Below are 26,175 nucleotides of genomic sequence, written 5' to 3' on the forward strand. Positions count from 1 at the left end.
TAGAAAAGTAAGTGGATAATATCTACATACGTAGTGACACCACCCTTGTACGTAGATGGGATTAGGTGTTTTTTCTAATTAGGAGAGGACAAATACATGAACCGAGAAGAACGTTTAAAACGACAAGAAAATATCCGAAATTTCTCGATTATCGCACACATCGACCACGGGAAATCAACATTAGCTGACCGTATTTTAGAGTCAACAAAATCTATAACACAGCGTGAAATGAAGTCGCAGTTACTAGATTCAATGGATTTAGAGCGTGAGCGTGGCATTACGATTAAATTAAATGCGGTACAATTAAAGTACAATGCAAAAAACGGGGAGCAATATACTTTCCATTTAATCGACACACCTGGACACGTCGATTTCACTTATGAAGTTTCACGATCGCTAGCAGCTTGTGAAGGTGCGATTTTAGTGGTAGATGCTGCGCAAGGTATTGAAGCACAAACATTAGCAAACGTTTACTTAGCATTAGATAATGATTTAGAAATTTTACCGGTTATTAATAAAATCGATTTACCAGCAGCCGATCCAGAACGCGTTCGCCAAGAAGTTGAGGATGTAATTGGATTAGATGCATCAGAAGCGGTACTTGCTTCTGCAAAAGCAGGGATTGGGATCGAAGACATTTTAGAGCAAATTGTAGAAAAGGTACCTGCTCCACAAGGGGATCCAGATGCCCCATTACAAGCGTTAATTTTCGACTCAGTTTATGATGCATATAAAGGGGTTATCATTTCGATTCGTATCGTGAACGGTACAGTAAAAGCTGGAGATACAATCAAAATGATGGCAACTGGTGCAGAATTCGAAGTAATTGAAGTAGGTATTCACACACCAAAAGCAGTTCCACAGCAGGAATTAACAGTTGGAGATGTAGGTTACTTAACAGCATCGATTAAAAATGTTCAAGACACACGAGTAGGTGATACTGTCACGTTTGCAGGCAACAAAGGGGCTAGTGAACCATTAGAAGGTTACCGTAAGCTAAACCCAATGGTATATTGCGGTCTTTACCCAATTGATACAGCTCGTTACAACGACTTACGTGAAGCGTTAGAAAAGCTAGAGTTAAACGACTCTGCCCTACAATACGAAGCAGAAACATCTCAAGCTTTAGGTTTCGGTTTCCGTTGTGGTTTCTTAGGACTTTTACACATGGAGATTATTCAAGAACGTATCGAGCGTGAGTTCAACATCGATTTAATTACAACGGCTCCTTCTGTAATTTATGAAGTAAACCTAACTGATGGTTCGACATTAAAGGTGGATAACCCATCTATGATGCCAGATCCACAAAAAATTGATCGTATTGAAGAGCCATATGTAAAAGCAACGATTATGGTTCCAAACGATTACGTTGGGGCTGTAATGGAGCTTTGCCAAAAGAAACGTGGTAATTTCTCTGGAATGGATTACATTGATTCAACGCGTGTAAAAATCGTTTATGAAATGCCATTAGCTGAAATCGTATATGATTTCTTTGATTTCCTAAAATCAAATACAAAGGGTTATGCGTCATTTGACTATGAGTTAATTGGTTACCAACCTTCGAAGTTAAACAAAATGGATATACTTTTAAACGGTGAGCAAGTCGATGCACTAAGCTTCATCGTACACAAAGACTTTGCTTATGAGCGCGGAAAAGTAATCGTTGAGAAATTAAAAGAGTTAATTCCTCGTCAACAATTTGAAGTTCCGATTCAAGCAGCAATCGGTCAAAAAATTATTGCACGTTCTACGATTAAATCGATGGGTAAAAACGTATTAGCAAAATGTTACGGTGGTGACATTTCTCGTAAGCGTAAATTACTTGAAAAGCAAAAAGCAGGTAAAAAACGTATGAAGCAAGTCGGTTCAGTAGAAGTACCGCAAGAAGCATTCATGGCGGTACTGAAAATGGATGATAGTAAATAATCTAGATATCCCTTTTTAGGCTTCTATTCAATTAGTAATGTAATTAAAAAAGGCCATAGCAGTCCTCCATCATTGGTGTACCGCTATGGCCTTATTTTTCACTTTTATCAAGCAATGTCTGGAACAGTATGTATTACATAGAGAACCCAAATATATTATAGATTCAATGTTCTTTTAATTTTCTTTACTTCTTTTGTTAAGTAATTGAGCTGTTGATGAATTTCTTGTAAATTAGCATTACTATTGCCGTTGTTACTTGGGCCACCATTCGTCGCATTATTCTCAGCTGCAGCTTGTTGGGTTTCTTATATTGCAAGCGCAGCAGCAACAGTAGCTAGCCCATCACCTAGTGTAGTAATGATACCTGCTAAAACAGCAAGCGTAGCGGCTTGACTGATAGGGTTTTCCTGTGCTGCTTCACTATTGTTCTTTTGGTTATTATTTTTCATAGCTACAGCCTCCGTAAATATCGATATATAAATTATATGGAAGCATTCGTAACAAGGATGGGACTATACCTAATTCGTGATTTTTTAGTTGTATCAATTACACATGTGTGATTCGGACAGAGGAATCATATTAGATTCCTTTCTTTTTGAGTTCATTGTTTGTTTTTGATACAGTAGATTTAGAGGAAATGAAATCCAATTTAAAATGAGGCATTTGAAATGACGGACATTTTAGATTTTTTGCTATTTCGAAATGAAAAGCTCGAAAGGCAATTAATGAAAATTTTTGAACGGGCGAATTCACCTGCTGACCGGGTGGATGCACTATTACAACAACAGGTAGTTCAGCTAGAGGACCATAAACTATTTTTAGCTTTTCTTGCCTATTTAGAGGAACAACAAATAGAGCCTCAGCAGCTATTTAAAAATGTTTTAAAACTTCCTAAGCATCAGTTTGAAGCGATGTATGAAATGAACTGGTCACAAGTAATTAAATTAAGTGTCACATTTCTTACAATTTTGCGGACAAATGATCAAGTTAGCTATAAACATTTCGTTGACTAGCTTGTATATGACTTATGACATTCGCTATAATGATGAAATGAGTAAAAGTAATTGAGAGGGGCATAAGTCGATGAATGAAGAACAACGACTAGCTAGTCAGCAAGTAAAACAACCGAAAGAAGAAAAAGACTATAGTAAATATTTTGAAAAAGTATTTACAGCTCCTTCGCTAAAAGACGCAAAAAAACGTGGTAAAGAGGAAGTAAAATATCATAAGGACTTTGATATCGAAGAAAAGTACTTAAAAATGGGGAACGGACGTAAATTTTACATCCGCACGTACGGCTGTCAAATGAATGAGCATGACACAGAAGTGATGGCAGGTATTTTCATGCAGCTTGGCTATGAACCAACTGAATTAATCGAACAAGCAGATGTTGTTCTTTTAAACACATGTGCAATTCGTGAAAATGCAGAAAATAAAGTATTTGGTGAGCTAGGCTTCTTGTTAAAATATAAACGACGAAATCCAGAGATGCTTATTGGTGTGTGTGGATGTATGTCACAAGAAGAATCAGTAGTGAACAAAATTTTAAAACAGTACCAACATGTGGACATGGTATTTGGTACGCATAATATTCATCGATTACCGAACATTCTACATGACGCATACATGTCAAAGGAAATGGTCGTTGAAGTATGGTCTAAAGAAGGGGATGTTATTGAGAACCTTCCGAAAAAACGGATCGGCTCAATAAAAGCATGGGTAAATATTATGTACGGCTGTGATAAATTCTGTACATATTGCATCGTACCATATACGCGTGGTAAGGAGCGTTCACGTCGTCCAGAAGAAATTATTCAAGAAGTGCGTGAGCTTGCTGCACAAGGCTACAAAGAAATTATGCTTTTAGGTCAAAATGTAAATGCTTACGGTAAGGATTTTGAAGATATCGAGTACCGATTAGGGGACTTAATGGACGAATTACGTAAAATTGATATTCCACGTATCCGTTTCACGACAAGTCATCCACGTGATTTTGATGATCATTTAATAGATGTGCTTGCAAAAGGTGGCAATTTAGTCGATCACATTCACTTACCAGTGCAATCAGGATCAAACGAAATTTTAAAAATTATGGCGCGCAAATATACGCGAGAGCACTTCTTACAATTAGTCGAAAAAATTAAAGTAGCAATTCCTGGTGTAACACTTACTACGGATATTATCGTTGGTTATCCAAATGAAACAGAAGAACAATTCCAGGAAACACTTGATTTATATCGTCAAGTTGGCTTTGATATGGCATTTACGTATATTTATTCTCCTCGTGAAGGAACGCCAGCCGCAAAAATGGTTGACAATGTTTCAGAAGAAGAGAAAAAAGAACGTTTGCATCGCTTAAATGCAGTCGTAGCAGAGTATTCTGCAAAAGCTTTAAAAGATTTAGAGGGTCAAATTGTAGAAGTTTTAGTTGAAGGTAGTAGTAAAAGACGAGATGATGTATTAGCGGGTTATACACGTAAAAATCGTCTCGTAAACTTTGAAGCCGATCCAAAATACATTGGAAAGCTTGTTCACGTAAAGATTTTAGAAGCAAAATCTTACTCATTAATGGGTGAGTTTGTAGAAGAAGTTACTGAAGAGGTGGAATTGGTAAAATGACAAAATTATACACAAAAGACGAAATCGTTGAAAAAGCAAAAGAAATTGCGCATATGATTGCCAACACAGAAGAAGTAGAATTTTTCAAAAAGGCAGAAGAGCAAATTAATGAAAATCAATTTGTTCGTGAAAAAATTGCCTCATTAAAAACGCTTCAAAAGCAAGCTGTAAACTTCCAACACCTAGGCAAGGAAAAAGCATTAAAAATGATTGAAGGTAAAATTGCCGGCATCGAGGAAGAAATTGATGCATTACCTGTAGTAGTGGAATTCAAGCAATCACAAACTGAGGTAAATGACTTACTACAATTAGTATCAAATGCAATTGCAAATAACGTAACAGACGAAGTAATCGCATCTACAGGCGGTGACCTTTTAAAAGGTGAGACAGGTTCAAAAGTACGCAATAGTGTACCAGGATCTTGCTCATAATTACGGAAAAAAGATTCTCCATTAAAAATGGGGGATCTTTTTTTTTTTTTACTTGATTCTTAATTACTATAAATTAAAATGTTATTTAGATATAATTATCATACGTAGAAGTATATAATTTCTGTCGATTTGTGTCGTATTTCCTAGAAAAGTTTGCTATAATTTTTAATTAGTGTAATTAATTTGAAAGGATATAATATATGTACAAATTTGACAACAAATGCCTTAGTGATAAAGATATGTTTTTCTCGTTGTGTCAGATGGCAAGACAAGTAGATTCAGCTGTTGTAATAGTCAATCCGAAAAAGGGTTATTCAATAGATTATGTAAATCATGTCTTCACTCGCATGACCGAATATAGTGAATTTGAAATGACAAATGCTAAATTATCTATTTTACATGGCCCGTTGACAGATATGCTAAATGAAGAAGCCATTCAAAATAGTTTTGAAAATGGTTTACCATTTAATACGTCATCTCTCTATTATCGTAAAGATGGTTCAGCATTTTGGAATGACGTTCAAACAATTCCTATGAGGAATCAAGAAGGAGAATTACAATTCTGTGTTCTTGTTATGAAAGATGTTACTGAAACAATGAACATAGAAGCATTAATTGAGTTAGAACGGGACGTATATTTTAATCTTGAAAACGGAACGCAACTAGATGATGTTTTAGGGGATATTTGTAAAAAAGTTAGTTCGACTTTCGGAAAAAAATGTTATTGTTCCATCGTCTTTTTTAATAGTATTGATCAAACAATTAGTTTTTATGGACAGTTTGCAGAACAGTTAACAGCGATGCGACAGCACTTATTAAGCGGGAATTATAGCGGGGAACAGCTGTTTTTAAAGCAACCGATTATTATTAAGGATATTCAAGATTCCCCTTTTAATGATTTGTATAAACAGCTATTGATGGAAAACAACATCCAATCGTTTTGGAGCCAGCCGATTTTAAGTACAGAAGGCATAGTAACAGGCTTATTTACAATGTATTTTGAACAAGAAGCAGAGCCACAAGCAGTTGATTTTAAATATTTAAATCGTGTTGCCCCGATCGTTACGTTAGCAGTGAAGTATGTCGAACAACAAAATGAAATCGTTCGTTTAGCTTATTATGACGAAGCAACAGGCTTAATAAATATAGAGAAGTTCAAAAGGATCATGAATCGTTATGTCGCTACAGGATGTGAAGGACACCTCTATATTATAGAGCCAGGTGAATATCAAAAAATCATTGAGTTATATGGGCGTCACGGAGGCGATGAAATTTTACGTCAAATTGCTTGCCGGTTACAAAATCTTTCAATGTTTGAAGATTCAGTTATAGCAAAATATACAAATTCAAATTTAATCGTTGCAACACGCAAAACAATTGAGGAATTAAATATTTCACAAGTCGAGATAGATGCTATCTTATCGGAGCCGTACTATGTTGATAATAAAGAAGTGTATTTGACTTTAAAATTAGGTACTTCTAATTTTAGTGCAGAAGTTCCCTTTTCAAAAGCGATTCTTCAAGCAGATACCGCCCTTTGTCATGCTTTAAAGGTAACGGGGACAGTCATTAAAAAATTTGATAAACAGCAAGTTGCGATTGTTCAAGAAGAGATGAATATATTTGCGCAAATCTCAAAAGGATTGAAAAATAGCGAATTCTTTCCGGTGTTGCAACCAAAAGTTAATATTCAATCAGGTGAAATTGTCGGCTTTGAGGCATTAGCGCGTTGGAATTCTCCGCATATTGGATTTATTTCACCAGCCCAATTTATTCCGGTAGCTGAAAATTCGGGGAATATTTATAAAGTCGATCGACAAATCTTTAAGAAAGTGCTGCAATGGCAAAAGCAGCGATTACAAGAAGGGTTGACGTTGTACCCAGTATCAGTCAATATTTCACCACGCTACTTTTACAATCCAACATTTGTCGAAAGCTCGATTGAACTAATTCGAGCATTTGGTATAGAACCAAAGTATATAATATTTGAAATTACGGAAAGCATCGAATTGGTTAATATGAGGCGAGCAAAAAAAATAATCAATGAATTACATAATTACGGCATTGCGACATCTATTGATGATTTTGGCGTAGGCTATTCATCGTTAGGGTATTTACAGGAGTTGCCGTTTAAGGAAATAAAAATAGATAAAAGCTTTGTAGATAATTTAGCTGAGCCACGGATGAATGCAGTCATCAAAACGATTGTCGATCTTTCCCACAATTTAAGGATGACAACTGTGGCCGAAGGTATCGAAACAGAAGAACAACATAAAGAATTAATGCGAATAGGTTGCATTACTGGACAGGGATACTATTACTATAAGCCGATGCCAATTGAAGAAGTGAATCAATTGTTAGCAACTAAATAAGATGAACATGATGGAGGAGCAACTATTCAAAGGGATAGTTGTTTTCATTTTTATTATTTGAAAGTTGAATGTTTCATTTCACCCTTTAGGCAACCGCCGCATACACTATTGCGAGTAGTTGAAGAAAGGGGAGATTTTCGGTGAAGCGTTTACGTCAAATCGTGACGAAAGCGGTTATAGCAAAAGGAAAAAAGCGTACCGAATCTAAAGAAACGCTTTGTCCACCGAATGCGCCGACGAGCATTCTCGGCTGTTGGGTAATTAACCATAACTATCAGGCAAAGCGAGTAGGAAAATTTGTTGAGGTTTCAGGGAAATTTGATGTCAATGTTTGGTATGCTTATAATAATCACTCAAAGACGGCTGTATTTACAGAGACGGTTTCCTACAAAGATCGAATTAAACTATCATTCCGTGATGGGGATATTATTGATTCAGACGATGTAAAAATCCGAGTATTGCAACAACCAAACTGTATAGAGGCGGTTATTTCTAAGTCAGGTGATAAGTTCAATGTAACAATTGAACGTGAGTTTTTAGCTGAAATTATTGGAGAAACAACAGTTGTAATTAATGTTCATCCATCTGATTTTGAAGAAGATTGGGATTATCAAGAAGAAAGCTCGATGAACCCATCAAGTTCATCAAGTTCATCAAGCTCATCTAGTTCCTCATCATCAAGTTCTGCAGGAAATGATTATGATTCGTCATCTTTTTCGTAAAATCTTAAATTTTTGCCCAAGCATTGAATGTGCTTGGGTTTTTTTGTTGCAATAATTCACGATGTTCTATGCGCATATAAGGAAAATCCATGTACTAGTGGTATAATAGCTAATACAAGTTTTAATAAATGAGGGAATAACGAATGACTACATATACACCAATGATGCAGCAATATTTGCTTGTCAAACAAGACTATCAAGATGCTTTTTTATTTTACCGTTTAGGAGATTTTTATGAGTTATTTTTTGATGACGCCATAAAAGCATCTCAAATTTTAGAAATTACGTTAACTGCCCGTGGTGGCAATACCGACAATCCGATTCCAATGTGTGGAGTTCCACACCATTCCGCGCAGGGTTATATTGAGACGTTAGTTGCAAAGGGCTACAAAGTTGCGGTGTGTGAGCAAACAGAAGATCCAAAGCACGCAAAAGGTGTAGTGAAGCGCGAGGTGGTGCAAGTCATTACTCCAGGAACAATCACCGTAGGAAAAGCGCTAGATGGCAAAACAAATCACTTCATTGCAGCGGCAGAAAGTATTTCGCAAAATGAAATTGCTTTTTCATATTTAGATGTCTCAACGGGTGAGGCACATGCAACAATTCTTGAAGGAGATGCAAAGGAATTGTTACAGCAATTGCATACTTATGCGATTAAAGAAGTTGTTGTAACGGAGCAGCTTCAGTTAGTATTAGGTGATATTACAGCAAGTAGTGGGATCGTCTTGTCATTAGAAAATGAAGAAATGGACGCAAATAGCGCGAAGCAATACATTGACAATATACCTAACGCATTACATGGTGTTGCAAGACGTTTATTGCATTATGTCGAGCGTACACAAATGCGTTCGTTATCACATATTCAGTCGTTTACGTATTCGGAGGCGAATAGTTATTTACGGATTGATACGAATTCAAAGCGTAATTTAGAGCTTATTCAATCAATCCGTGGTGGGGACTCAAAAGGTACATTGCTATGGCTATTAGATGAAACAGTGACAGCAATGGGCGGGCGAAAATTAAAGCAATGGATGCATCAGCCACTGGCCAATAAAGGCGCGATTGAAGCACGTCAAGCGGTTGTAACCGAGCTGTTAGAGGAATTTTTCCTTCGAGATGAATTAAATGAATTACTAAAAAAAGTGTATGACTTAGAGCGCCTAGCTGGTCGTGTTGCATTTGGTTCCGTTGGTGGACGTGATTTAGCACAGCTTCGTGACTCGTTACGCCAAGTACCGGCTATTCAGCATAAATTAATGGATAGTGGTCGTGAAAAATGTGTGGCGCTAGGTCGAAGTTTAGATTTATGTGAAGACATTGAAGAACTACTATCGTATGCGATTACCGATCATCCGCCGATTTCGATTAAAGAAGGGGATGTTATCAGAGATGGTTACAACGAACCACTTGACCATTACCGAGATGCGTCACGAAACGGCAAGGATTGGATTGCCCAACTAGAAACAAAAGAACGAGAACTGACTGGAATTAAAAATTTAAAAATCGGATATAACCGTGTATTCGGTTACTATATTGAAATTACGAAATCACATTTAGGAAATACCGATTTGGCACGTTTTGAACGTAAGCAAACGTTAGCGAACGCAGAGCGTTTTATTACAGAAGAATTAAAAGAAAAAGAAGCGCTTATTTTAAATGCGGAAGAGCAAAGTCTAGCACTTGAATATGAGTTATTTGTGGAACTGCGTGAAAAGCTGAAGGGCTATATTCCACGTGTACAAGCATTGGCAGCACAAATTAGCGAACTTGATGTATTACTAAGCTTTGCGGTTGTAACAGATAAATATCGTTTTACTAAGCCTGTATTCCATGAAGGGCGTGCCTTGAAAATTATAGAAGGCCGACACCCGGTCGTGGAAAAAATGCTAAATAAACAAAGCTACGTACCTAACGATTGCGTGCTTACAGATGACAAAAATATGATGCTTATTACTGGTCCGAACATGTCAGGGAAAAGTACGTATATGCGCCAAGTAGCGTTAATTGTTGTTTTGGCACAAATGGGTTGCTACGTACCAGCTGCAGAGGCAGTTTTACCAATTACCGACCAAATTTTCACACGCATTGGGGCAGCGGACGATTTAGCAGCTGGACAGTCAACATTTATGGTAGAAATGTTGGAATCCCAACATGCAATTACACATGCAACAAAAAATAGCTTAATGCTATTTGATGAAATTGGTCGCGGTACGTCAACATATGACGGTATGAGCCTTGCTCAAGCAATGATGGAATATATCCATGAAGAAATTGGTGCAAATACGTTGTTTTCAACACACTATCATGAGTTAACAGATTTACAACAAGAATTAAGTAGACTGCAAAATGTTCATGTAAGTGCAACTGAACAGGATGGACGTGTCGTATTTTTACATAAGGTAAAAAAAGGTGCGGCTGATAAAAGCTATGGTGTCCACGTTGCAGAGCTAGCAGAAATGCCCCAAGCCATTTTACAACGTGCACGAGTGCTATTAACACAATTTGAATCAAATGATCGTGTGCAAGTAACGGCTATTGACAAAGAGCCGGTCATGCCTCAAATAACAGCGCCCAAACACGAAATGACCGATGAAGATCAACAGCTTTCATTATTCTCATTAAATGATGAGCCAACTATATCTCCAGAACAACAAGAAGTGTTAGAAACAATCGGCAAATTAAATGTTATGGGTACTACACCTATGCAGGCAATGACGTTATTATATGAGCTACAACAAAAATTAAATTCGAAAAATTAAGGAGGGTCGTGTGATGGGGAAAATACAAATTATGGATGAATGGCTATCCAATAAAATTGCGGCCGGGGAAGTAGTCGAAAGACCTTCCTCCGTTGTAAAAGAGCTTGTGGAAAATGCCATTGATGCTCATAGTACATCGATTGAAATTTTTCTAGAAGAAGCAGGACTTACGTCAATTCAAGTTGTGGACAACGGAAGTGGAATGGACGAAGAAGATGCATTAAAATCCTTTTCCCGTCATGCTACTTCCAAAATAGAAAAGGAACAAGATTTATTCCGTATTCGGACATTAGGGTTTCGTGGGGAGGCGCTTGCTTCGATTGCATCTGTTTCGAAGCTAACACTACGTACCTCAGACGGTGATGGAGGAATCCATCTTTATTTAGAAGGTGGCCATCTAAAGGAACATAAGCCAACTGCATTACGTCGTGGAACGGATATTACAGTAGCGCAGCTATTTTTTAATACGCCAGCCCGTTTGAAATATTTAAAAACAATTCAAACAGAGCTCGGACATACGATTGATTTTGTCAATCGTATTGCGTTAGGCTATCCGAATGTCGCAATAAAGCTTGTGCATAATGGTCAAACTCTTTTACAAACAAATGGGCGAGGACAAGTACAACAAGTGCTCGCAGCTATTTATGGGACACATAATGCGAAAAAAATGCTCGCTTTTGAAGGTAGTAATAATGATTATAAAATTCACGGCTATGCATCACTTCCAGAAGTTACACGTGCATCCAAAAACTATATGTCCCTTTTTGTAAATGGTCGATGGGTAAAGCATTTTGTTATTCAAAAGGCGATTACAGATGCCTATCATACGTACTTACCAATTGAACGTTTCCCGATTGTTTTATTATATGTAGAAGGGGATCCGCAATTAACGGATGTTAACGTCCACCCTGCAAAGCATCAAGTACGATTAAGTAAAGAGCCTGAACTATTAACATTGATTGAAGAGACAATTCGAAAAGCAATTCGAGAGGTAATCCGTATTCCACTTGCAGAGAAGAAGGAAAAGCCAGTACGCATACCAAGTGAACAAATGAATATTTGGAACCCCTCTTCCTCTAAGGCACCAAGCTTTGATGAGCAAAAAATGACATCGATTGTCGAGCGATTGTCGAGTGAGCAAATGGTCGTTAAGGAACCATCTATCCCTGTTCCTACAATTGAAGAACCGTCTATGCAGTCACAAGAAAGCATAGACGAACGACAATCAACCTTTACACAAACTGAACGTGCTACTACACAGGACACAACGTTTGATAAAGTAAAAGAACAATTTGAGCCGGTGCAGGGGCAAGATGGACAACAAGAAAAGCTTCATTTTCCACCAGTTGAAATTGTAGGACAAATTCACGGCACATATATTGTGGCGCAAATGGAGGATGGCTTTTACCTCATTGATCAGCACGCGGCACAAGAGCGCATTAAATACGAGTATTTCCGTGATAAAGTGGGAGATGTTAATGCGAATGAACGACAGGCACTGTTAATGCCGTTAACATTCCATTATTCGGCAGATGAGGCGCTACGATTAAACGAATCAAAAAACAGCTTAGAAGAAGTTGGGGTGTTTTTAGAGGAGTTTGGCCAATCCTCCTTTGTCGTTAGAGAGTATCCGACTTGGTTCCCAAAAGGGGAGGAACAAGAAATTATTGAGCAACTTATTGAGCAAGTACTAAGCGCTCGGAAAACGGATATAAAGAAATTACGTGAAGATGCAGCAATTATGATGAGCTGTAAAAAATCGATTAAAGCCAATCACTATTTAGATCAGCAACAAATGGAGCGTTTAATTGAAGACTTACGTAATGCAGACAATCCATTTACTTGTCCACACGGTCGACCTGTGTTAATTCATTTTACGTCCTATGAGGTGGAGAAAATGTTTAAGCGTGTAATGTAAGCCATTAATTTGAAGGGGTGTATTGAATGGAGAAAAAAACGTTTTATATGACAATGACAGACGGCCATCAAGTGTTTGTTCGAACTTTTTATCCAGCTAAATCAATACGTAGTCATATTCATATTTTACACGGAATGGCTGAACATTCAGCTCGTTATGAATCATTTGCTAAGCAATTATGTGAGGAAGGCTATGTTGTTTCTATGCATGACCATCGGGGACATGGCTTTACCGCCCAAAAAAATGGTCAGCTCGGGTTTTTTTGCGCAGAAAATGGGTTTGAGCGAGTTGTCCAGGATGTATTTGAAGTGTTAGAAACGTTAAAGCTTGAACTAAATATAGCCAGGCCTATTTTATTGGGGCATAGTATGGGGTCGTTTATTGCCCGACGATTTGCGCAGAAATATAGCTATTTTCTTGAAAAACTAATTTTAAGTGGGACAGCTTCTCCAACTACGGCTGAAAAGGCAGGTCATTTTTTTGCCAAGCAATTAGTACGTATCCAAGGGGCTACTTCGCCAAGTCCATTAATGAATAATTTAAGTTTTGGTAGCTTTAATCGTTTTATTGATCGACCAAAAACTAAGTTTGATTGGTTAACAACAGATGTAGCAGAAGTTCAAAAATATATAGATGACCCATTATGTGGTTTCATTGCGACAAATCAATTTTATGTAGATTTAACTGAAGGTATGGCATTTCTTGATTGTCCATTCGAAAATTCCCGAATACGCCATGATTTACCAATTCTCCTTATAAGTGGAACGGAGGATCCTGTAGGAGATAAAAATGGTAAGGGGGTTGTAAAAGCCGGGCAACAGCTAGTAACAGCTGGGGTGGAAAATGTATTAGTGTATTTATTCGAAGGAATGCGTCATGAAATATTGAATGAAAGAAAAAAAGATCAAGTAATTGAAATAATTGTACGGTGGTTAAAAAATGAAAAAAAAATATGATGTCGTGGCGATCATTGGTCCAACCGCATCCGGGAAAACAGCATTAAGCATTCGTCTAGCAAAAGAAATTGATGGCGAAGTGATTAACGGAGATTCGATGCAAATTTATCGAAATATGGATATTGGTACAGCAAAAATTACTGAGCAGGAGATGGAAGGAGTTCCCCATCATTTACTCAATATTAAAGAGCCAACAGAAGGCTTTTCTGTAGCAGAATATCAACAGCTTGTACGCAGTAAAATTGAGGAAATAAAATCGCGCGGTAAAACACCCATTATTGTCGGTGGTACAGGGCTTTATGTGCAATCTGTCTTGTATGATTTCCAGTTTACGAAGCAAGCGGTCAACGAAGAAGTACGAAGCATGTATTATGAGCAATTAGAGCAGCTTGGACCAAAAGCGATGCATGAAAAATTAGCAAAAATTGATCCAGCCAGTGCAGCAGAAATTCATCCAAATAACACGAGAAGAGTGATTCGTGCATTAGAAATGGCTGAGCTTGCGGGTGTGTCTCGTGCAGAAGAGCAGTTTAACCGCGGAGATGTACCACTTTATAAGCATCTTATCATCGGGATGAATATGGACCGTGAAACATTATATGAACGCATTAATTTACGGGTGGACTTAATGTTGAAGGCTGGTTTACTTGACGAAGTACGTGCATTATATGATGCAGGTATTAGAGATGTTCAAGCAATTAAGGCAATTGGCTACAAAGAATTTTATCAATATTTCGATGGGTTTATTACATTAGAAGAGGCGATTGACCAGGTGAAGCAAAACTCCCGTCGCTACGCCAAAAGGCAATTAACTTATTTCCGAAATAAAATGGAAATTGAGTGGATAGGGAACAATTGGGAAGAAGTAAAAAAATATTTTTAAAATGTTCTAAAATATGAAGGGAAATCTTTTCTTAAAAACGAATAGTTAATTAATGTGTGTATTTTAAAAAGAGGGAGATTGAGTGATATATGAAATCAATGAACTTGCAAGATACGTTTTTAAATACCTTACGAAAAAATAATACATTTGTTACAGTATTTTTATTAAATGGTTTCCAATTAAAAGGTTCAATTAAATCCTATGATAATTTTACAGTGCTGTTAGAGACAGAGGGCAAGCAGCAATTAATTTATAAACACGCCATTTCAACCTTTGTCCCTGCTAAAAACGTAGCATTAGTGGAAGAAGAAGCGTAATTGGTTAAAACCGCTAGCAGATTGTTGTTGTATCTATTATAATGTCTAGGACACCTAACAGATGGAGGACTTATTCATGAAAACAATGACAACTGATGAACTATTAAACTTATTAGATGCGAATGAAGATTTGAATGTAATCGATGTGCGTGAAGATTTTGAAGTGGAAAATGGCATGATTCCAGGTGCTGTACATATCCCACTAGGTCAAATTCCAGATCGTACAGATGAACTGGATACATCAAAATCATATATTCTTGTATGTAAAGGCGGCGTTCGTAGTGCCAATGCGTGTGAGTTTTTAGAAGCACAAGGTTTCGATGTAACAAACCTTGAAGGCGGAATGATGGCCTATGACGGCGAATTAGAATTTAAATAAATTGAAGGAGCACAGCCGTTTTAAAAACGTTGTGCTCCTTTTTATTTTTGTGCATAGTTTATTTTCTTTGACGGTAAACGCCATCCGCATGTATAGGAGAAAATACGTAAAACCGTAATGACTATAAATAATGCATATAAAAACAAATCACCAGTTAAAATTTCAAGACCTATTAATAACCCTGCACTTGCTGCCCAAACACCATAAATCTCGTGACGAAGAACGATGGGTCTTCTTCCAGCAAGTAAATCTCGAACAATCCCTCCACCTGCACCAGTTAATACCGCTGCAACAATGACAGCGGATAATGGCAAATCTTGATGTACCGCATGCATAGCTCCTTGGATTGCAAAGGCAGATAAACCAATTGCATCAGTAAAGTTTCCCCAACGATTCCAATGCTTGATTAAATGATGTGGCATTAAGAAGAAAATTGTAATAGCGGCTAGCGCGATTTGAAACATCATTTCCTGACTCCAAAGTGTTGAGACAGGTAAACCGATTAATAGATTTCGAATTGCCCCGCCACCAAATGCCGTTACAATTCCTAAAATGTATACACCAAAAAGGTCGTATTCCTCCTCCATTGCAACAATTGCTCCAGAAATGGCAAAGGCAATCGTACCAATGACACTAAAGACATCCCAAGCCATTAAACATCCCCCTTAATAAAACACATTTTGAGCATCAAAATGCTTTATACTGATTTTTATTATAATAGAAAGCTAATTTTCTCTATCAAAAAATACAACCGAAAATGAGAATAGCAGTTTTTCGTAATTTCGTCAAAATTATAGCTATTTAAGGTATAATGAGAGAAGTTTGAAAAGAATGGAGTAAGAAAAATGGCATTTCAATCAAGTTTAACGAAAGAAACAATGGAGCTAGCAGCACGTATTGAAGAAAAAGTACAACTATACCATCAGCAAGTAGATGCGCAAGCTTTCTTCAATCAGCAAAAAGTGCTTGCAGCTTTTCGAAATAATCAAGTAAGCGATTTTCATCTACATCCTTCTACAGGCTATGGTTATGATGATGAAGGTCGTGATAATTTAGAGCGAGTTTATGCAGAAGTTTTTGGTGCAGAGGCTGCAATTGTACGTCCTCAAATTATTTCTGGAACGCATGCAATTACATTAAGCTTATTTGGCGTTTTACGTCCAGGTGATGAGCTCCTTTATATTACAGGAAAACCGTATGATACATTGCAATCAATTGTTGATGGCGGTGAAAAGGATACGGGTTCTTTAAAAGATTATAAAATCGGTTATGCCCATGTCGACCTTATTGACAATAAGGAAGTAGATTGGGAAGGCGTGAAATATGCAATTAATGCGAATACAAAGATGATTGCTATTCAGCGCTCAAAGGGCTATGCAACACGCCCATCCTTTACAATAGATGCGATACAAAAAATGGTGACAACTATTCGTGAGCTTGCACCTGAGGCGGTTATTTTTGTTGATAACTGCTATGGCGAGTTTGTCGAAGCATTGGAGCCGACTGAGGTTGGAGCAGATTTAATGGCAGGTTCATTAATTAAAAACCCAGGTGGTGGTTTCGCGAAAATTGGTGGTTATATTGCTGGACGCGCGGATTTAGTTGAAAAATGTGCTTATCGTATGACTTCACCAGGCATTGGTGCTGAAGCTGGTGCTAGCTTAAATACGCTAGCTGACTTTTATCAAGGCTTCTTTATGGCACCACATGTTGTTGCACAAAGCTTAAAGGGTGCCATTTTTACTTCGGCAATGCTAGAAGAAATCGGCATGACAACATCGCCACATTACACGGACATTCGTACGGATTTAATTCAGTCAGTGTCGTTCCAAACCGCAGAACAAATGGTAGCCTTTTGTCGAGAAATTCAAGCAGCATCACCGATTAATGCGCATTTCGCACCAGAGCCAGCCTATATGCCAGGCTATGAGGATGATGTTATTATGGCAGCAGGTACATTCGTACAAGGATCTAGCATCGAATTAACAGCAGATGGTCCGATACGTCCACCATACACGGCATTTGTTCAAGGTGGATTAACCTATGAACACGTAAAATATGCGATTTGCTCAGCAGTACAGAAGTTAAAATAGTTTTTCTATAGTCGCTCAACGAATTGGGCGACTTTTTGTATACTAAAATCAAGTAAAGTTTAATGTATCGAATTAATTTGTATTTTCAGATCATTCTCTCCATTTGGTGTAGATTTTCTGTTTCATACACGTTATGTTAGTTTTTCTTACATAGAATTGACAATGTAAGTTACAGGTCGTATTATATTTGCAAGGGAGGTGAATTAAATGAGTAGTGAGATTCGACGTTCAATGCCATTATTATCCATTAGCATTGTTATGCAATTAACAGATTTAACAGCAAGACAAATACGTTATTACGAAGAACATGATTTAATTCAGCCACACCGTACAGAAGGAAATCGACGGATGTTCTCGCTAAATGATGTCGATAAGTTATTAGAAATAAAAGATATGTTAGAGCAAGGGGTTAACATGGCAGGTATTAAAAAAGTATTTGCAATGAAAAATGACCCTGCGATGAAAGAAAACGGTAAAGAAATTTCAGATGCAGAATTACGAAAAATTTTACGAGAAGAAATGCGACAAGCACAGCGTATGCAAAAATCTTCTATTAGGCAAGGGGATTTATCACGTTTCTATCAATAAAAACAACGTGTAAATTATATAGTGAACTTTAATCAGTCATTAGGGGTTCACCCGCAACTGATTATTAGTCTTCACCAATGGAGTCATTTAAATAATCGATTTAATCGGTACTGAACAAATTTAGGAGTGTGGATATAGTGGGTAAATACACAAAAGAAGACATTAAAAGCCTTGTACAAGAACATGAAGTAAAATTTATTCGTTTACAGTTTACTGACATTTTAGGAACAATTAAAAACGTTGAAATTCCTGTAAGTCAGCTAGACAAAGCGTTGGACAACAAAATGATGTTTGACGGATCTTCAATCGAAGGTTTTGTTCGTATTGAAGAATCAGATATGTACTTATATCCTGACTACGATTCATTTATGGTATTCCCATGGACTGCAGAAAAAGGGAAAGTAGCACGATTTATTTGTGATATTTACAATCCAGACGGAACGCCATTCGCTGGTGACCCACGTAACAACTTAAAGCGTGTATTAAAAGAAATGCAAGAGTTAGGTTTTACAAACTTTAACTTAGGACCAGAGCCAGAGTTTTTCTTATTCAAACTCGATGCAAAAGGTGAACCAACGTTAGAAGTAAATGACAATGGAGGTTACTTCGACTTAGCACCAACGGACTTAGGTGAAAACTGCCGTCGTGATATCGTTTTAGAGCTTGAAGAAATGGGCTTTGAAATTGAAGCTTCGCACCACGAGGTAGCACCTGGTCAACACGAAATTGACTTTAAATATGCAGATGCGATTACAGCTTGTGACAACATCCAAACATTTAAATTAGTTGTTAAAACAATTGCACGTAAGCATGGATTACATGCTACATTCATGCCAAAACCTTTATTTGGTGAAGCTGGATCAGGAATGCACTTTAACGTTTCTTTATTTAAAGAAAAAGTAAATGCATTCTATGATGAATCTACAGAGCTAGGCTTATCTGAAACAGCAATGCAGTTTATGGCAGGTGTATTAGCGCACGTTCAAGGCTTTACGGCGATTACAAACCCAACTGTAAACTCTTATAAACGTTTAGTACCTGGTTATGAAGCACCTTGTTATGTTGCCTGGTCTGCTCAAAACCGTTCACCACTAATTCGTATTCCATCTTCTCGCGGTATTTCTACTCGTGTAGAGGTACGTTCAGTGGACCCGTCAGCAAATCCTTATTTAGCAATGGCTGTAATTTTAGAAGCCGGTCTTGAAGGTATCCGTAAAGGGTTGACACCTCCACCTGCAATCAACCGCAACATTTATGTGATGAGTGAAGAAGAGCGTAAATCTAATGGAATTGATAATTTACCAGCAGCTTTAGATGATGCTTTAGCTTTACTTGCTAAGGATGAAGTTGTGCAAGCAGCTTTAGGTGAGCACATTTACGCAAACTTTAAGGAAGCAAAAGAAATCGAGTTCGACATGTACCGTTCAACAGTACACCAATGGGAACGCGACCAATATATGAAAATGTATTAATTCATAGAATTAAAGTGTTAGGGCCACGGTGCTCTAACGCTTTTTTTTGTCGTTAAAAAAATATACAATAGAACTGATAATTTAAAGGGGTGTATGCAATGGAGTTTCAAACAGTTATGCACGAGCTAGAGGCATTAGGCAAAGAGCGTTCGAAAAAAATGTATATGTCAAATGGAGCGAAAGAACCGGTTTATGGTGTTGCGACAGGTGCAATGAAGCCGATTGCGAAAAAAATTAAAATTAATCAAGAGCTAGCAGAACAGCTATATGCAACTGGAAATTATGATGCAATGTATTTTGCTGGCATTATTGCTGATCCACAAGCGATGACTGAAGAGGATTATAATCGTTGGATTGATACTGCATATTTCTACATGATTTCTGATTACATTGTCGCGGTGACTTTGGCGGAGTCTGACATTGCACAGCAAGTTTCAGATAATTGGATATCAAGTGGTGATGAACTGAAAATGTCAGCTGGTTGGAGCTGTTATTGTTGGCTATTAGGGAGCCGAAAAGACCATGAATTTTCCAGAGAGAAACTACTTGCTATGCTGGAGTTGGTGAAAAATACGATTCATGATGCACCAGAGCGAACGAAAGTATCGATGAATAATTTTGTCGTTACAGTAGGGGTATCTTATGTACCATTGCATAAGGAAGCATTAGAAATTGCACAAGCAATTGGAGGTATTGAAATAAAGCGAGAAACTAAAAAGCCATCTCAATTGAATGCCTATGAGTCAATTCAAAAGCAAGTTGAAAAAGATCGTATTGGCTTTAAACGAAAATATGTCAGATGTTAAAAATGTAAAATTTCATGCATTCCCTTGTTTCATCGTATGGAGTTGATTAAACTAAAAATAAGAAACGAAGAGGGGGCTTATGATGAAAAAAAGTATTGCGATTGATATGGACCAAGTATTAGCAAACTTTTACAAAAAACTGAGAATGACATACAACGAAAATTTCGGTACAAATTTTACAGATGAAGAATTTTTATTAACAACACAGCGTGATTTACCAAGAGAAGACGCTAAAAAATTGTTCGCAATTTTAAATGAACCGGACTATTTTAGAGATTTAGAAGTATTGGATATGGATGCAATCGAGGTTATACAAGAGCTACAAGAGCATTATGAAATCTATATTGCAACAGCAGCGATGGATGTTCCTGGTTCATTTAATGCAAAATATGATTGGCTCATGAAGTATTTACCGTTTTTAAAAAGACAAAACATTGTATTCTGTGGAAATAAAGCGGTTATACATACCGATTATTTAATCGATGATAGCCCTAATCAATTAGCTGCCTTTAAAGGTACTGGTTTACTTTATGGAATGCCATATAATGCAACAACAGAAGGGTTTATTCGTGTGAATAACTGGCAGGAAATTAGAAGCTATTTTCTTAAAGCGTTAGTAGTTTAATTCGGAGGATGAATTGTCATTTGTGCAATTCATCCTTTTTTTGATAAAGGAAATCCCACGTATACTGACCTACAATGACCTTTACTTTATTGCGCGGGAAATGTCGAATATAAAAAAATTGTGACGATGATAATTTATTTCGTAGTTCTAGTAATTTGCAGTAAGATGATAGTATAATTTGAATAGTCCGAAAAATATTTTAGGCGATTACTAGTAGCTGAGAGGGTGGTTCAAATGAAACCAGTTATCGGGTTAACGATGTATGATACTAACAAAAAATTAGATATTAATAATGCGTATTTGCACTCTATAGAACTAGCGGGAGGAATCCCAATCTGTATTCCCAATGCAACGGAAGATACAGTTGAGGAATTATTATCAAGGGTTGACGGTTTATTATTAATTGGTGGTGAGGATATAGATCCATATTTATTTGGAGAAGAACCACATCCGAAAATTGGCCCGGTTGTAAGGAAACGTGATGATAGTGATCTTCTATTAATGAACTATGCCTTTAAAAAGCAAATGCCGATATTAGGTGTATGTCGTGGGCAACAAGTAATGAATGTAGCTTTTGGAGGCACTATTATTCAAGATATTCCTTCCCAGGTTGAAAGCCCACTTTTACATAAACAACCATCAAAGCGTGGTGAGCTAGCACATAGTGTGGAGGTGTTAACACCAAAGTTTAAAGAAATCTTTGGCGATAATACGTTCCGAGTTAATACGTTCCACCATCAATCAATAGGAAAGTTAGGCGAAGGTCTTAAACTATCAGCTGTTGCTAAAGATGGGGTTATTGAAGGAATTGAGCATGAGGCGCATCCGTATTGTATATCTGTACAATGGCACCCTGAGGAATTAGCACCAAACGGAGATGTTTATGCACAACGCTTGTTTAAAAGCTTTGTAGATGCTTGTAAGCAGTAATTATAGGGTTCTAAGTAGAAAGTATAACCAAAATAATAGGGCGTATCTGAAAGTAATTCTTTTCAGATACGCCCTGTTTTATTAATGAACGTTACGATATAAACCAACGACTTTCCCTAAAATCGTTACTTGATTAACTATAATTGGCTCCATTGAGCTATTTTCAGGTTGTAAACGGAAGTACGTTTTTTCCTTATAGAAACGCTTTACAGTTGCTTCATCATCTTCTGTCATGGCAACGACTATTTCACCGTTATTTGCTGTTGAACATTTCTTAACGATAACATAATCACCATCTAAAATTCCCGCTTCAATCATGGATTCTCCCATAATTTCCAACATGAATAATTCGTCTTCTGAAGAGCCATATGTATCTGGCAGAGGGAAGTATTCTTGAATATCTTCGATTGCAGAAATCGGTAAACCAGCTGTAACTTTCCCGATTAATGGTACGTGAATTACACCTTGCTTTGGAACGGTAACATCTTCTTGCTCTAAAATTTCGATCGCACGTGGCTTTGTTGGGTCACGACGTATAAGCCCTTTACTTTCTAAACGAGCTAAATGCCCATGGACAGTTGAACTTGAAGCTAATCCAACAGCCTCACCAATTTCTCGAACAGATGGTGGATAGCCTTTTGCACGAACTTCCTCTTTTATAAAAGCTAGAATTGCTTGTTGTCGCTTTGAAATTTTTGATGTCAACTTACTCACCTCTTTATATACAATGATATTTTTTATTACGTTCAGTATAGCAGTATGCGAACAAAAATGCAAACATAGGTTCGAAAACATGTTGACAAAAACATATGTTCGTATTAATATGAGAACAAACATTCCGAACATATATTCGAAAAGGGGTAAATCAAAATGAAAAAAATCCAGTTAAATAGCTTTGTATCAATGTTTTTATTATTTTCATTTATTTTAGTTGCACTTATTTATATTAAAGATGAAAAAATTGAATTATACGAACAGATTACAATTGAGCAAGGTGATACATTATGGTCGTTAGCCGAGCAATATAGTGGTAAAATGACTAAACATGATTGGGTTCATGCAGTAATAAGGGATAATGCATTACATAGTGAAGATGTGATCAGTGGACAAGTATTAGCAGTTCCTGTTGAAAAAAATTCAGCATATATTGCTGAACGAAATGAACCGTCTCATGTACAATCTATAAAAGTAGCGAGAGAAGATAATGAATCAAAGTAAAGCAGCACTCTATTGTCGTGTCAGTACTGAAAAGAACACGCAAGAAACATCATTAGTACGTCAACAAGAAGAATTAACAAAATACGCAAAATCATTTGGCTTTCAAGAGCTTGCAGTATTTAAAGATCAAAGTAGTGGCTTTGATGTCGATCGAGATGGCTTATTAGACATGCTTGATTACATGAAGGAGCAACAAATAAAAGTTTTATTTGTACAGGATGAAACACGTTTAGGGCGTGGTAATGCACGTATGGCGGTTTTACATCTTATTCAAAAATATGAAGCAACGGTATACTCATTAAATGATGCTGGACCACTTGCCTTGAACGAAATGGATACAATGCTGCTTGAGATTTTGGCTATTGTAGAGGAATATCAGCGTCGGATGCATAACGCAAAAATTCGTCGGGGCATGCGTCGAGCGGTGGAAAATGGTTACATGCCACAAAACAATTTAAAAAACCGAGGCAACATTGAAGGGCGCGAACGGAAAGATGTACCTGTTGAAGAAATTGTTCAATTACGTCAAAAAGGGTTAACGTTTGCAGAAATCGCCACAACCCTTTCAGGACTAGGAATACAAATTAGCAAGGCAACCGTTCATCGAAGATATATTGAATATATGGACCGACTTGAAGAGTAAACACTTGCACTTCAAGTCGTTTTTTCATACCTTTGTATTATTGTAATAATGAAAGGTGAGAACGATATGTTATCGAAAGAAAAAATCGCTCGAATTAACGAGTTATCAAAATTAGCAAAAGAAGGTAAACTGACAGAGGAACAGGCGAAGGAGCGTACAGCACTTCGTAAAGAGTATTTAGATGTATTCCGCTCGACAATGCGCGATACAATTGAGCACGTTAAAGTGGTTGATGAAGAAGGTAATGATGTTACACCAGAAAAATTAAAGCAAATTAAAGAACAAAAAAAATTCATTAATTAACATTAATTTTAATTAATATGACATATTTATCATTAAGTATGTCATATTTCTGAAACGTTTAGAGAAATGATTGTTTTCTTCATCAATTTTGTCTAAACTGTAAGATGAAGAAAAGTGAAATTTTATACTGTTTATTTCACAAATATATAGTTCGAGAAAGGATGTCACATAATGACACAACAGATGGATCAGCAAGCAATTAACGCAATCCGTACACTATCAATCGATGCAATCGAGAAAGCCAATTCTGGTCACCCAGGCTTACCAATGGGTGCTGCTCCAATGGCCTATACGTTATGGACAAAACAACTACGACATAATCCACAAAATCCAAAATGGTTTAACCGTGACCGCTTCGTATTATCGGCAGGACACGGCTCTATGCTTTTATATAGCTTACTTCACTTAGGTGGTTACGGTTTAGAGATGGAAGAAATTAAAAACTTCCGTCAATGGGATTCTTTAACACCAGGACATCCTGAATTTGGTCACACAGTTGGGGTAGAAGCAACAACAGGTCCACTTGGCCAAGGTATCGCGATGACAGTTGGAATGGCAATGGCGGAACGTCACTTAGCGGCGACATACAACAAGCCTGGCTTAGACATTGTCGATCACTACACATTTGCACTTTGTGGAGACGGTGACTTAATGGAAGGTGTTGCTGCAGAAGCCATTTCTCTAGCAGGTCACTTAAAATTAGATAAGTTAATTGTGTTATATGATTCAAATGATATTTCACTTGATGGTGATTTAGAAAAGTCATTCTCAGAAAACATCCAAAAACGTTTTGAATCTTACGGATGGAACTACTTAAAAGTTGCAGACGGTACAGATATTACAGCTATTAATAAAGCAATCGAAACAGCAAAACAAAATACAGGTGGTCCAACAATAATTGAAGTAAAAACAGTAATTGGTTTTGGTTCTCCTAACAAATCTGGTAAAGCAGACTCTCACGGTTCACCACTTGGTGCTGAAGAAGCCGTATTAACAAAAGCAGCTTATGCTTGGGAGCATGAGCCATTCCACGTGCCGGCTGAAGTATATGACACATTTAAAGCGGCAGCTGATGTACAAGGTGTTCAAGCCGAAGCAGCTTGGAATGAAATTTTTGAGAGCTATAAAGCAGAATACCCAGAGCTTGCTGAACAATTTGTCAACGCAATGGAAAATAAATTACCAGCAGACTTTGCTTCAGAATTACCAGTATATGAAGCAGGTAAATCTGTTGCAACACGATCATCTTCTGGTGATGCAATTAATGCCATTGCGAAAAAATTACCATCATTCTTTGGTGGCTCTGCTGACTTAGCAGGTTCAAATAAAACGACGATTAAAGGTGCTGGTGACTTCTTCGCAGAAACGCCAGAAGGCCGTAACATTTGGTTCGGTGTACGTGAATTTGCGATGGGTGCAGCATTAAACGGTATGGCGTTACACGGTGGCTTAAATGTATTCGGTGGTACATTCTTCGTATTCTCTGACTACGTTCGTCCAGCGGTTCGTTTATCAGCATTAATGGGCTTACCAGTAACATACGTGTTCACACACGATTCAATTGCTGTAGGGGAAGATGGTCCAACTCACGAGCCAGTTGAACACTTAGCTTCATTACGAGCGATGCCAAACCTTTCTGTTATACGTCCAGCAGATGCGAACGAATCAGTAGCAGCATGGAAGTTAGCGGTAGAAAGTGAATCAACTCCTACTGCGTTAGTATTATCTCGTCAAAACTTACCAGTGCTGAATGTAGCAAAAGAAACTGTGTATGAAGGCGTTGCAAAAGGGGCTTATGTAGTATCACCAGCAACAAAAGAAACACCAGATGCAATTTTAATTGCGACAGGTTCAGAAGTTTCTTTAGCAGTGGAAGCTCAAAAAGCATTATTAGCAGATGGAATCGATGCTTCAGTTGTATCAATGCCTGCGATGGATCGTTTCGAAAAGCAAACAAAAGAATACAAAGAAACAGTTTTACCAAAAGCTGTAACAAAACGTTTAGCAATCGAGATGGGTGCATCATTGGGCTGGCATAAATATGTAGGCTTTGATGGCGATGTACTTGCAATTGACAAGTTCGGTGCATCAGCTCCAGGTGAATTAGTTATGGAGAAATACGGTTTTACAGTAGAAAACGTAGTAGCGAAAGTAAAAGCACTTTAATACGTATAGCAAATGTGCTTCGGACAAAACTATATTTTTAGAAGAAAAT

25 protein-coding genes are annotated in these 26,175 nt (G+C 37.4%); 22 read left to right on the top strand and 3 right to left on the bottom strand.

Annotated features, from left to right (window positions below):
- Positions 1-96 precede the first annotated feature (96 nt).
- Entirely contained in the window at positions 97-1,926 is a 1,830-nt protein-coding gene (lepA, locus tag MKZ17_RS06955; protein ID WP_340723025.1) for a translation elongation factor 4, read from the top strand.
- Between the two features lie 305 nt (positions 1,927-2,231).
- Here lepA and MKZ17_RS06960 read toward each other — a convergent pair whose 3' ends face one another.
- Positions 2,232-2,375 carry a hypothetical protein gene (locus MKZ17_RS06960; RefSeq protein ID WP_340723026.1) on the bottom strand — a complete coding sequence of 48 codons (144 nt, stop codon included), beginning with the start codon at positions 2,373-2,375 and terminating at the stop codon, positions 2,232-2,234.
- 219 nt (positions 2,376-2,594) lie between these two features.
- Between MKZ17_RS06960 and MKZ17_RS06965 the strand changes: the two genes are divergently transcribed.
- The 11 genes from MKZ17_RS06965 to MKZ17_RS07015 all read left to right on the top strand — a co-directional run bounded on the left by MKZ17_RS06965 (position 2,595) and on the right by MKZ17_RS07015 (position 15,282).
- The gene (locus tag MKZ17_RS06965; RefSeq protein ID WP_340723027.1) at positions 2,595-2,939 is read left to right on the top strand and encodes a hypothetical protein; all 345 of its coding nucleotides are present in this window, start codon (positions 2,595-2,597) and stop codon (positions 2,937-2,939) included.
- Positions 2,940-3,009: 70 nt separating this feature from the next.
- On the top strand, positions 3,010-4,545 hold the full coding sequence (gene miaB / locus MKZ17_RS06970; protein WP_340723028.1) for a tRNA (N6-isopentenyl adenosine(37)-C2)-methylthiotransferase MiaB: 1,536 nt from the start codon (positions 3,010-3,012) through the stop codon (positions 4,543-4,545).
- Positions 4,542-4,976, top strand: a complete 435-nt coding sequence (locus MKZ17_RS06975) for a RicAFT regulatory complex protein RicA family protein (RefSeq protein ID WP_340723029.1) — start codon at positions 4,542-4,544, stop codon at positions 4,974-4,976. Before miaB ends, MKZ17_RS06975 begins: the two co-directional genes overlap by 4 nt.
- 260 nt (positions 4,977-5,236) lie before the next feature.
- Positions 5,237-7,348 carry an EAL domain-containing protein gene (locus MKZ17_RS06980; RefSeq protein WP_340723030.1) on the top strand — a complete coding sequence of 704 codons (2,112 nt, stop codon included), beginning with the start codon at positions 5,237-5,239 and terminating at the stop codon, positions 7,346-7,348.
- 140 nt (positions 7,349-7,488) lie between these two features.
- A complete protein-coding gene (gene cotE, locus MKZ17_RS06985; protein ID WP_340723031.1) occupies positions 7,489-8,070 on the top strand; it encodes an outer spore coat protein CotE in 582 nt (193 codons plus the stop codon).
- Between the two features lie 143 nt (positions 8,071-8,213).
- Complete coding sequence (gene mutS / locus MKZ17_RS06990) at positions 8,214-10,829, top strand: DNA mismatch repair protein MutS (protein ID WP_340723032.1); 2,616 nt, start codon at positions 8,214-8,216, stop codon at positions 10,827-10,829.
- Positions 10,830-10,842: 13 nt separating this feature from the next.
- Complete coding sequence (mutL, locus tag MKZ17_RS06995) at positions 10,843-12,747, top strand: DNA mismatch repair endonuclease MutL (protein ID WP_340723033.1); 1,905 nt, start codon at positions 10,843-10,845, stop codon at positions 12,745-12,747.
- Between the two features lie 26 nt (positions 12,748-12,773).
- Positions 12,774-13,703: an alpha/beta fold hydrolase gene (locus MKZ17_RS07000; RefSeq protein WP_340723034.1), complete on the top strand. Its 930-nt coding sequence runs from the start codon at positions 12,774-12,776 to the stop codon at positions 13,701-13,703.
- Complete coding sequence (gene miaA, locus MKZ17_RS07005) at positions 13,687-14,586, top strand: tRNA (adenosine(37)-N6)-dimethylallyltransferase MiaA (protein WP_340723035.1); 900 nt, start codon at positions 13,687-13,689, stop codon at positions 14,584-14,586. The genes MKZ17_RS07000 and miaA overlap by 17 nt, the downstream gene beginning before the upstream one ends.
- An 89-nt stretch (positions 14,587-14,675) precedes the next feature.
- Positions 14,676-14,903 (top strand): RNA chaperone Hfq, encoded by a 228-nt coding sequence (gene hfq / locus MKZ17_RS07010; RefSeq protein WP_340723036.1) that lies wholly within the window; start codon positions 14,676-14,678, stop codon positions 14,901-14,903.
- A 76-nt stretch (positions 14,904-14,979) separates the two neighbouring features.
- Positions 14,980-15,282: a rhodanese-like domain-containing protein gene (locus MKZ17_RS07015; RefSeq protein WP_340723037.1), complete on the top strand. Its 303-nt coding sequence runs from the start codon at positions 14,980-14,982 to the stop codon at positions 15,280-15,282.
- A gap of 41 nt (positions 15,283-15,323) precedes the next feature.
- Here the strand turns inward: MKZ17_RS07015 and MKZ17_RS07020 are convergent, their stop codons facing one another.
- The gene (locus MKZ17_RS07020; protein WP_340723038.1) at positions 15,324-15,935 is read right to left on the bottom strand and encodes a trimeric intracellular cation channel family protein; all 612 of its coding nucleotides are present in this window, start codon (positions 15,933-15,935) and stop codon (positions 15,324-15,326) included.
- Positions 15,936-16,127: 192 nt separating this feature from the next.
- Between MKZ17_RS07020 and MKZ17_RS07025 the strand changes: the two genes are divergently transcribed.
- The 6 genes from MKZ17_RS07025 (at position 16,128) to MKZ17_RS07050 (ending at position 21,796) form a co-directional block, all read left to right on the top strand.
- On the top strand, positions 16,128-17,375 hold the full coding sequence (locus tag MKZ17_RS07025; RefSeq protein ID WP_340723039.1) for a methionine gamma-lyase family protein: 1,248 nt from the start codon (positions 16,128-16,130) through the stop codon (positions 17,373-17,375).
- Between the two features lie 207 nt (positions 17,376-17,582).
- Positions 17,583-17,963: a MerR family transcriptional regulator gene (locus MKZ17_RS07030; protein ID WP_340723040.1), complete on the top strand. Its 381-nt coding sequence runs from the start codon at positions 17,583-17,585 to the stop codon at positions 17,961-17,963.
- 137 nt (positions 17,964-18,100) lie between these two features.
- Positions 18,101-19,435 carry a type I glutamate--ammonia ligase gene (gene glnA, locus MKZ17_RS07035; RefSeq protein WP_340723041.1) on the top strand — a complete coding sequence of 445 codons (1,335 nt, stop codon included), beginning with the start codon at positions 18,101-18,103 and terminating at the stop codon, positions 19,433-19,435.
- A 98-nt stretch (positions 19,436-19,533) separates the two neighbouring features.
- Entirely contained in the window at positions 19,534-20,241 is a 708-nt protein-coding gene (locus MKZ17_RS07040) for a DNA alkylation repair protein (RefSeq protein ID WP_340723042.1), read from the top strand.
- 82 nt (positions 20,242-20,323) lie between these two features.
- Complete coding sequence (locus tag MKZ17_RS07045; protein WP_340723043.1) at positions 20,324-20,866, top strand: 5' nucleotidase, NT5C type; 543 nt, start codon at positions 20,324-20,326, stop codon at positions 20,864-20,866.
- Between the two features lie 234 nt (positions 20,867-21,100).
- Positions 21,101-21,796: a gamma-glutamyl-gamma-aminobutyrate hydrolase family protein gene (locus tag MKZ17_RS07050; RefSeq protein WP_340723044.1), complete on the top strand. Its 696-nt coding sequence runs from the start codon at positions 21,101-21,103 to the stop codon at positions 21,794-21,796.
- A gap of 81 nt (positions 21,797-21,877) precedes the next feature.
- Here the strand turns inward: MKZ17_RS07050 and lexA are convergent, their stop codons facing one another.
- Positions 21,878-22,501, bottom strand: coding sequence for a transcriptional repressor LexA (gene lexA / locus MKZ17_RS07055; protein ID WP_340723045.1), 624 nt, complete (start codon positions 22,499-22,501; stop codon positions 21,878-21,880).
- A gap of 165 nt (positions 22,502-22,666) precedes the next feature.
- Between lexA and yneA the strand changes: the two genes are divergently transcribed.
- The 4 genes from yneA to tkt all read left to right on the top strand — a co-directional run bounded on the left by yneA (position 22,667) and on the right by tkt (position 26,126).
- Entirely contained in the window at positions 22,667-23,014 is a 348-nt protein-coding gene (yneA, locus tag MKZ17_RS07060; protein ID WP_340723046.1) for a cell division suppressor protein YneA, read from the top strand.
- Positions 23,001-23,657 carry a YneB family resolvase-like protein gene (locus tag MKZ17_RS07065; protein ID WP_340723047.1) on the top strand — a complete coding sequence of 219 codons (657 nt, stop codon included), beginning with the start codon at positions 23,001-23,003 and terminating at the stop codon, positions 23,655-23,657. The genes yneA and MKZ17_RS07065 overlap by 14 nt, the downstream gene beginning before the upstream one ends.
- Before the next feature lie 66 nt (positions 23,658-23,723).
- Positions 23,724-23,960 carry a DUF896 domain-containing protein gene (locus tag MKZ17_RS07070; protein WP_340723048.1) on the top strand — a complete coding sequence of 79 codons (237 nt, stop codon included), beginning with the start codon at positions 23,724-23,726 and terminating at the stop codon, positions 23,958-23,960.
- Between the two features lie 171 nt (positions 23,961-24,131).
- Complete coding sequence (tkt, locus tag MKZ17_RS07075; protein WP_340723049.1) at positions 24,132-26,126, top strand: transketolase; 1,995 nt, start codon at positions 24,132-24,134, stop codon at positions 26,124-26,126.
- Positions 26,127-26,175: the final 49 nt, after the last annotated feature.

Source organism: Solibacillus sp. FSL R7-0682 (genome assembly GCF_038005985.1).
Lineage (GTDB): Bacteria > Bacillota > Bacilli > Bacillales_A > Planococcaceae > Solibacillus.

Bases quoted from the DNA above. Each gene is read 5' to 3' on its own strand.
- MKZ17_RS07040 (WP_340723042.1), top strand. From the start codon at position 19,534: ATGGAGTTTCAAACAGTTATGCACGAGCTAGAGGCATTAGGCAAAGAG.
- MKZ17_RS06980 (WP_340723030.1), top strand. From the start codon at position 5,237: ATGGCAAGACAAGTAGATTCAGCTGTTGTAATAGTCAATCCGAAAAAG.
- MKZ17_RS07045 (WP_340723043.1), top strand. From the start codon at position 20,324: ATGAAAAAAAGTATTGCGATTGATATGGACCAAGTATTAGCAAACTTT.
- MKZ17_RS07000 (WP_340723034.1), top strand. From the start codon at position 12,774: ATGGAGAAAAAAACGTTTTATATGACAATGACAGACGGCCATCAAGTG.
- tkt (WP_340723049.1), top strand. From the start codon at position 24,132: ATGACACAACAGATGGATCAGCAAGCAATTAACGCAATCCGTACACTA.
- MKZ17_RS07030 (WP_340723040.1), top strand. From the start codon at position 17,583: ATGAGTAGTGAGATTCGACGTTCAATGCCATTATTATCCATTAGCATT.
- lepA (WP_340723025.1), top strand. From the start codon at position 97: ATGAACCGAGAAGAACGTTTAAAACGACAAGAAAATATCCGAAATTTC.
- MKZ17_RS07050 (WP_340723044.1), top strand. From the start codon at position 21,101: ATGAAACCAGTTATCGGGTTAACGATGTATGATACTAACAAAAAATTA.
- miaA (WP_340723035.1), top strand. From the start codon at position 13,687: ATGAAAAAAAAATATGATGTCGTGGCGATCATTGGTCCAACCGCATCC.
- mutL (WP_340723033.1), top strand. From the start codon at position 10,843: ATGGGGAAAATACAAATTATGGATGAATGGCTATCCAATAAAATTGCG.
- MKZ17_RS06965 (WP_340723027.1), top strand. From the start codon at position 2,595: ATGACGGACATTTTAGATTTTTTGCTATTTCGAAATGAAAAGCTCGAA.
- MKZ17_RS07015 (WP_340723037.1), top strand. From the start codon at position 14,980: ATGAAAACAATGACAACTGATGAACTATTAAACTTATTAGATGCGAAT.
- MKZ17_RS07070 (WP_340723048.1), top strand. From the start codon at position 23,724: ATGTTATCGAAAGAAAAAATCGCTCGAATTAACGAGTTATCAAAATTA.
- yneA (WP_340723046.1), top strand. From the start codon at position 22,667: ATGAAAAAAATCCAGTTAAATAGCTTTGTATCAATGTTTTTATTATTT.
- MKZ17_RS07025 (WP_340723039.1), top strand. From the start codon at position 16,128: ATGGCATTTCAATCAAGTTTAACGAAAGAAACAATGGAGCTAGCAGCA.
- MKZ17_RS06960 (WP_340723026.1), bottom strand. From the start codon at position 2,375: ATGAAAAATAATAACCAAAAGAACAATAGTGAAGCAGCACAGGAAAAC.
- hfq (WP_340723036.1), top strand. From the start codon at position 14,676: ATGAAATCAATGAACTTGCAAGATACGTTTTTAAATACCTTACGAAAA.
- mutS (WP_340723032.1), top strand. From the start codon at position 8,214: ATGACTACATATACACCAATGATGCAGCAATATTTGCTTGTCAAACAA.
- MKZ17_RS06975 (WP_340723029.1), top strand. From the start codon at position 4,542: ATGACAAAATTATACACAAAAGACGAAATCGTTGAAAAAGCAAAAGAA.
- MKZ17_RS07020 (WP_340723038.1), bottom strand. From the start codon at position 15,935: ATGGCTTGGGATGTCTTTAGTGTCATTGGTACGATTGCCTTTGCCATT.
- miaB (WP_340723028.1), top strand. From the start codon at position 3,010: ATGAATGAAGAACAACGACTAGCTAGTCAGCAAGTAAAACAACCGAAA.
- MKZ17_RS07065 (WP_340723047.1), top strand. From the start codon at position 23,001: ATGAATCAAAGTAAAGCAGCACTCTATTGTCGTGTCAGTACTGAAAAG.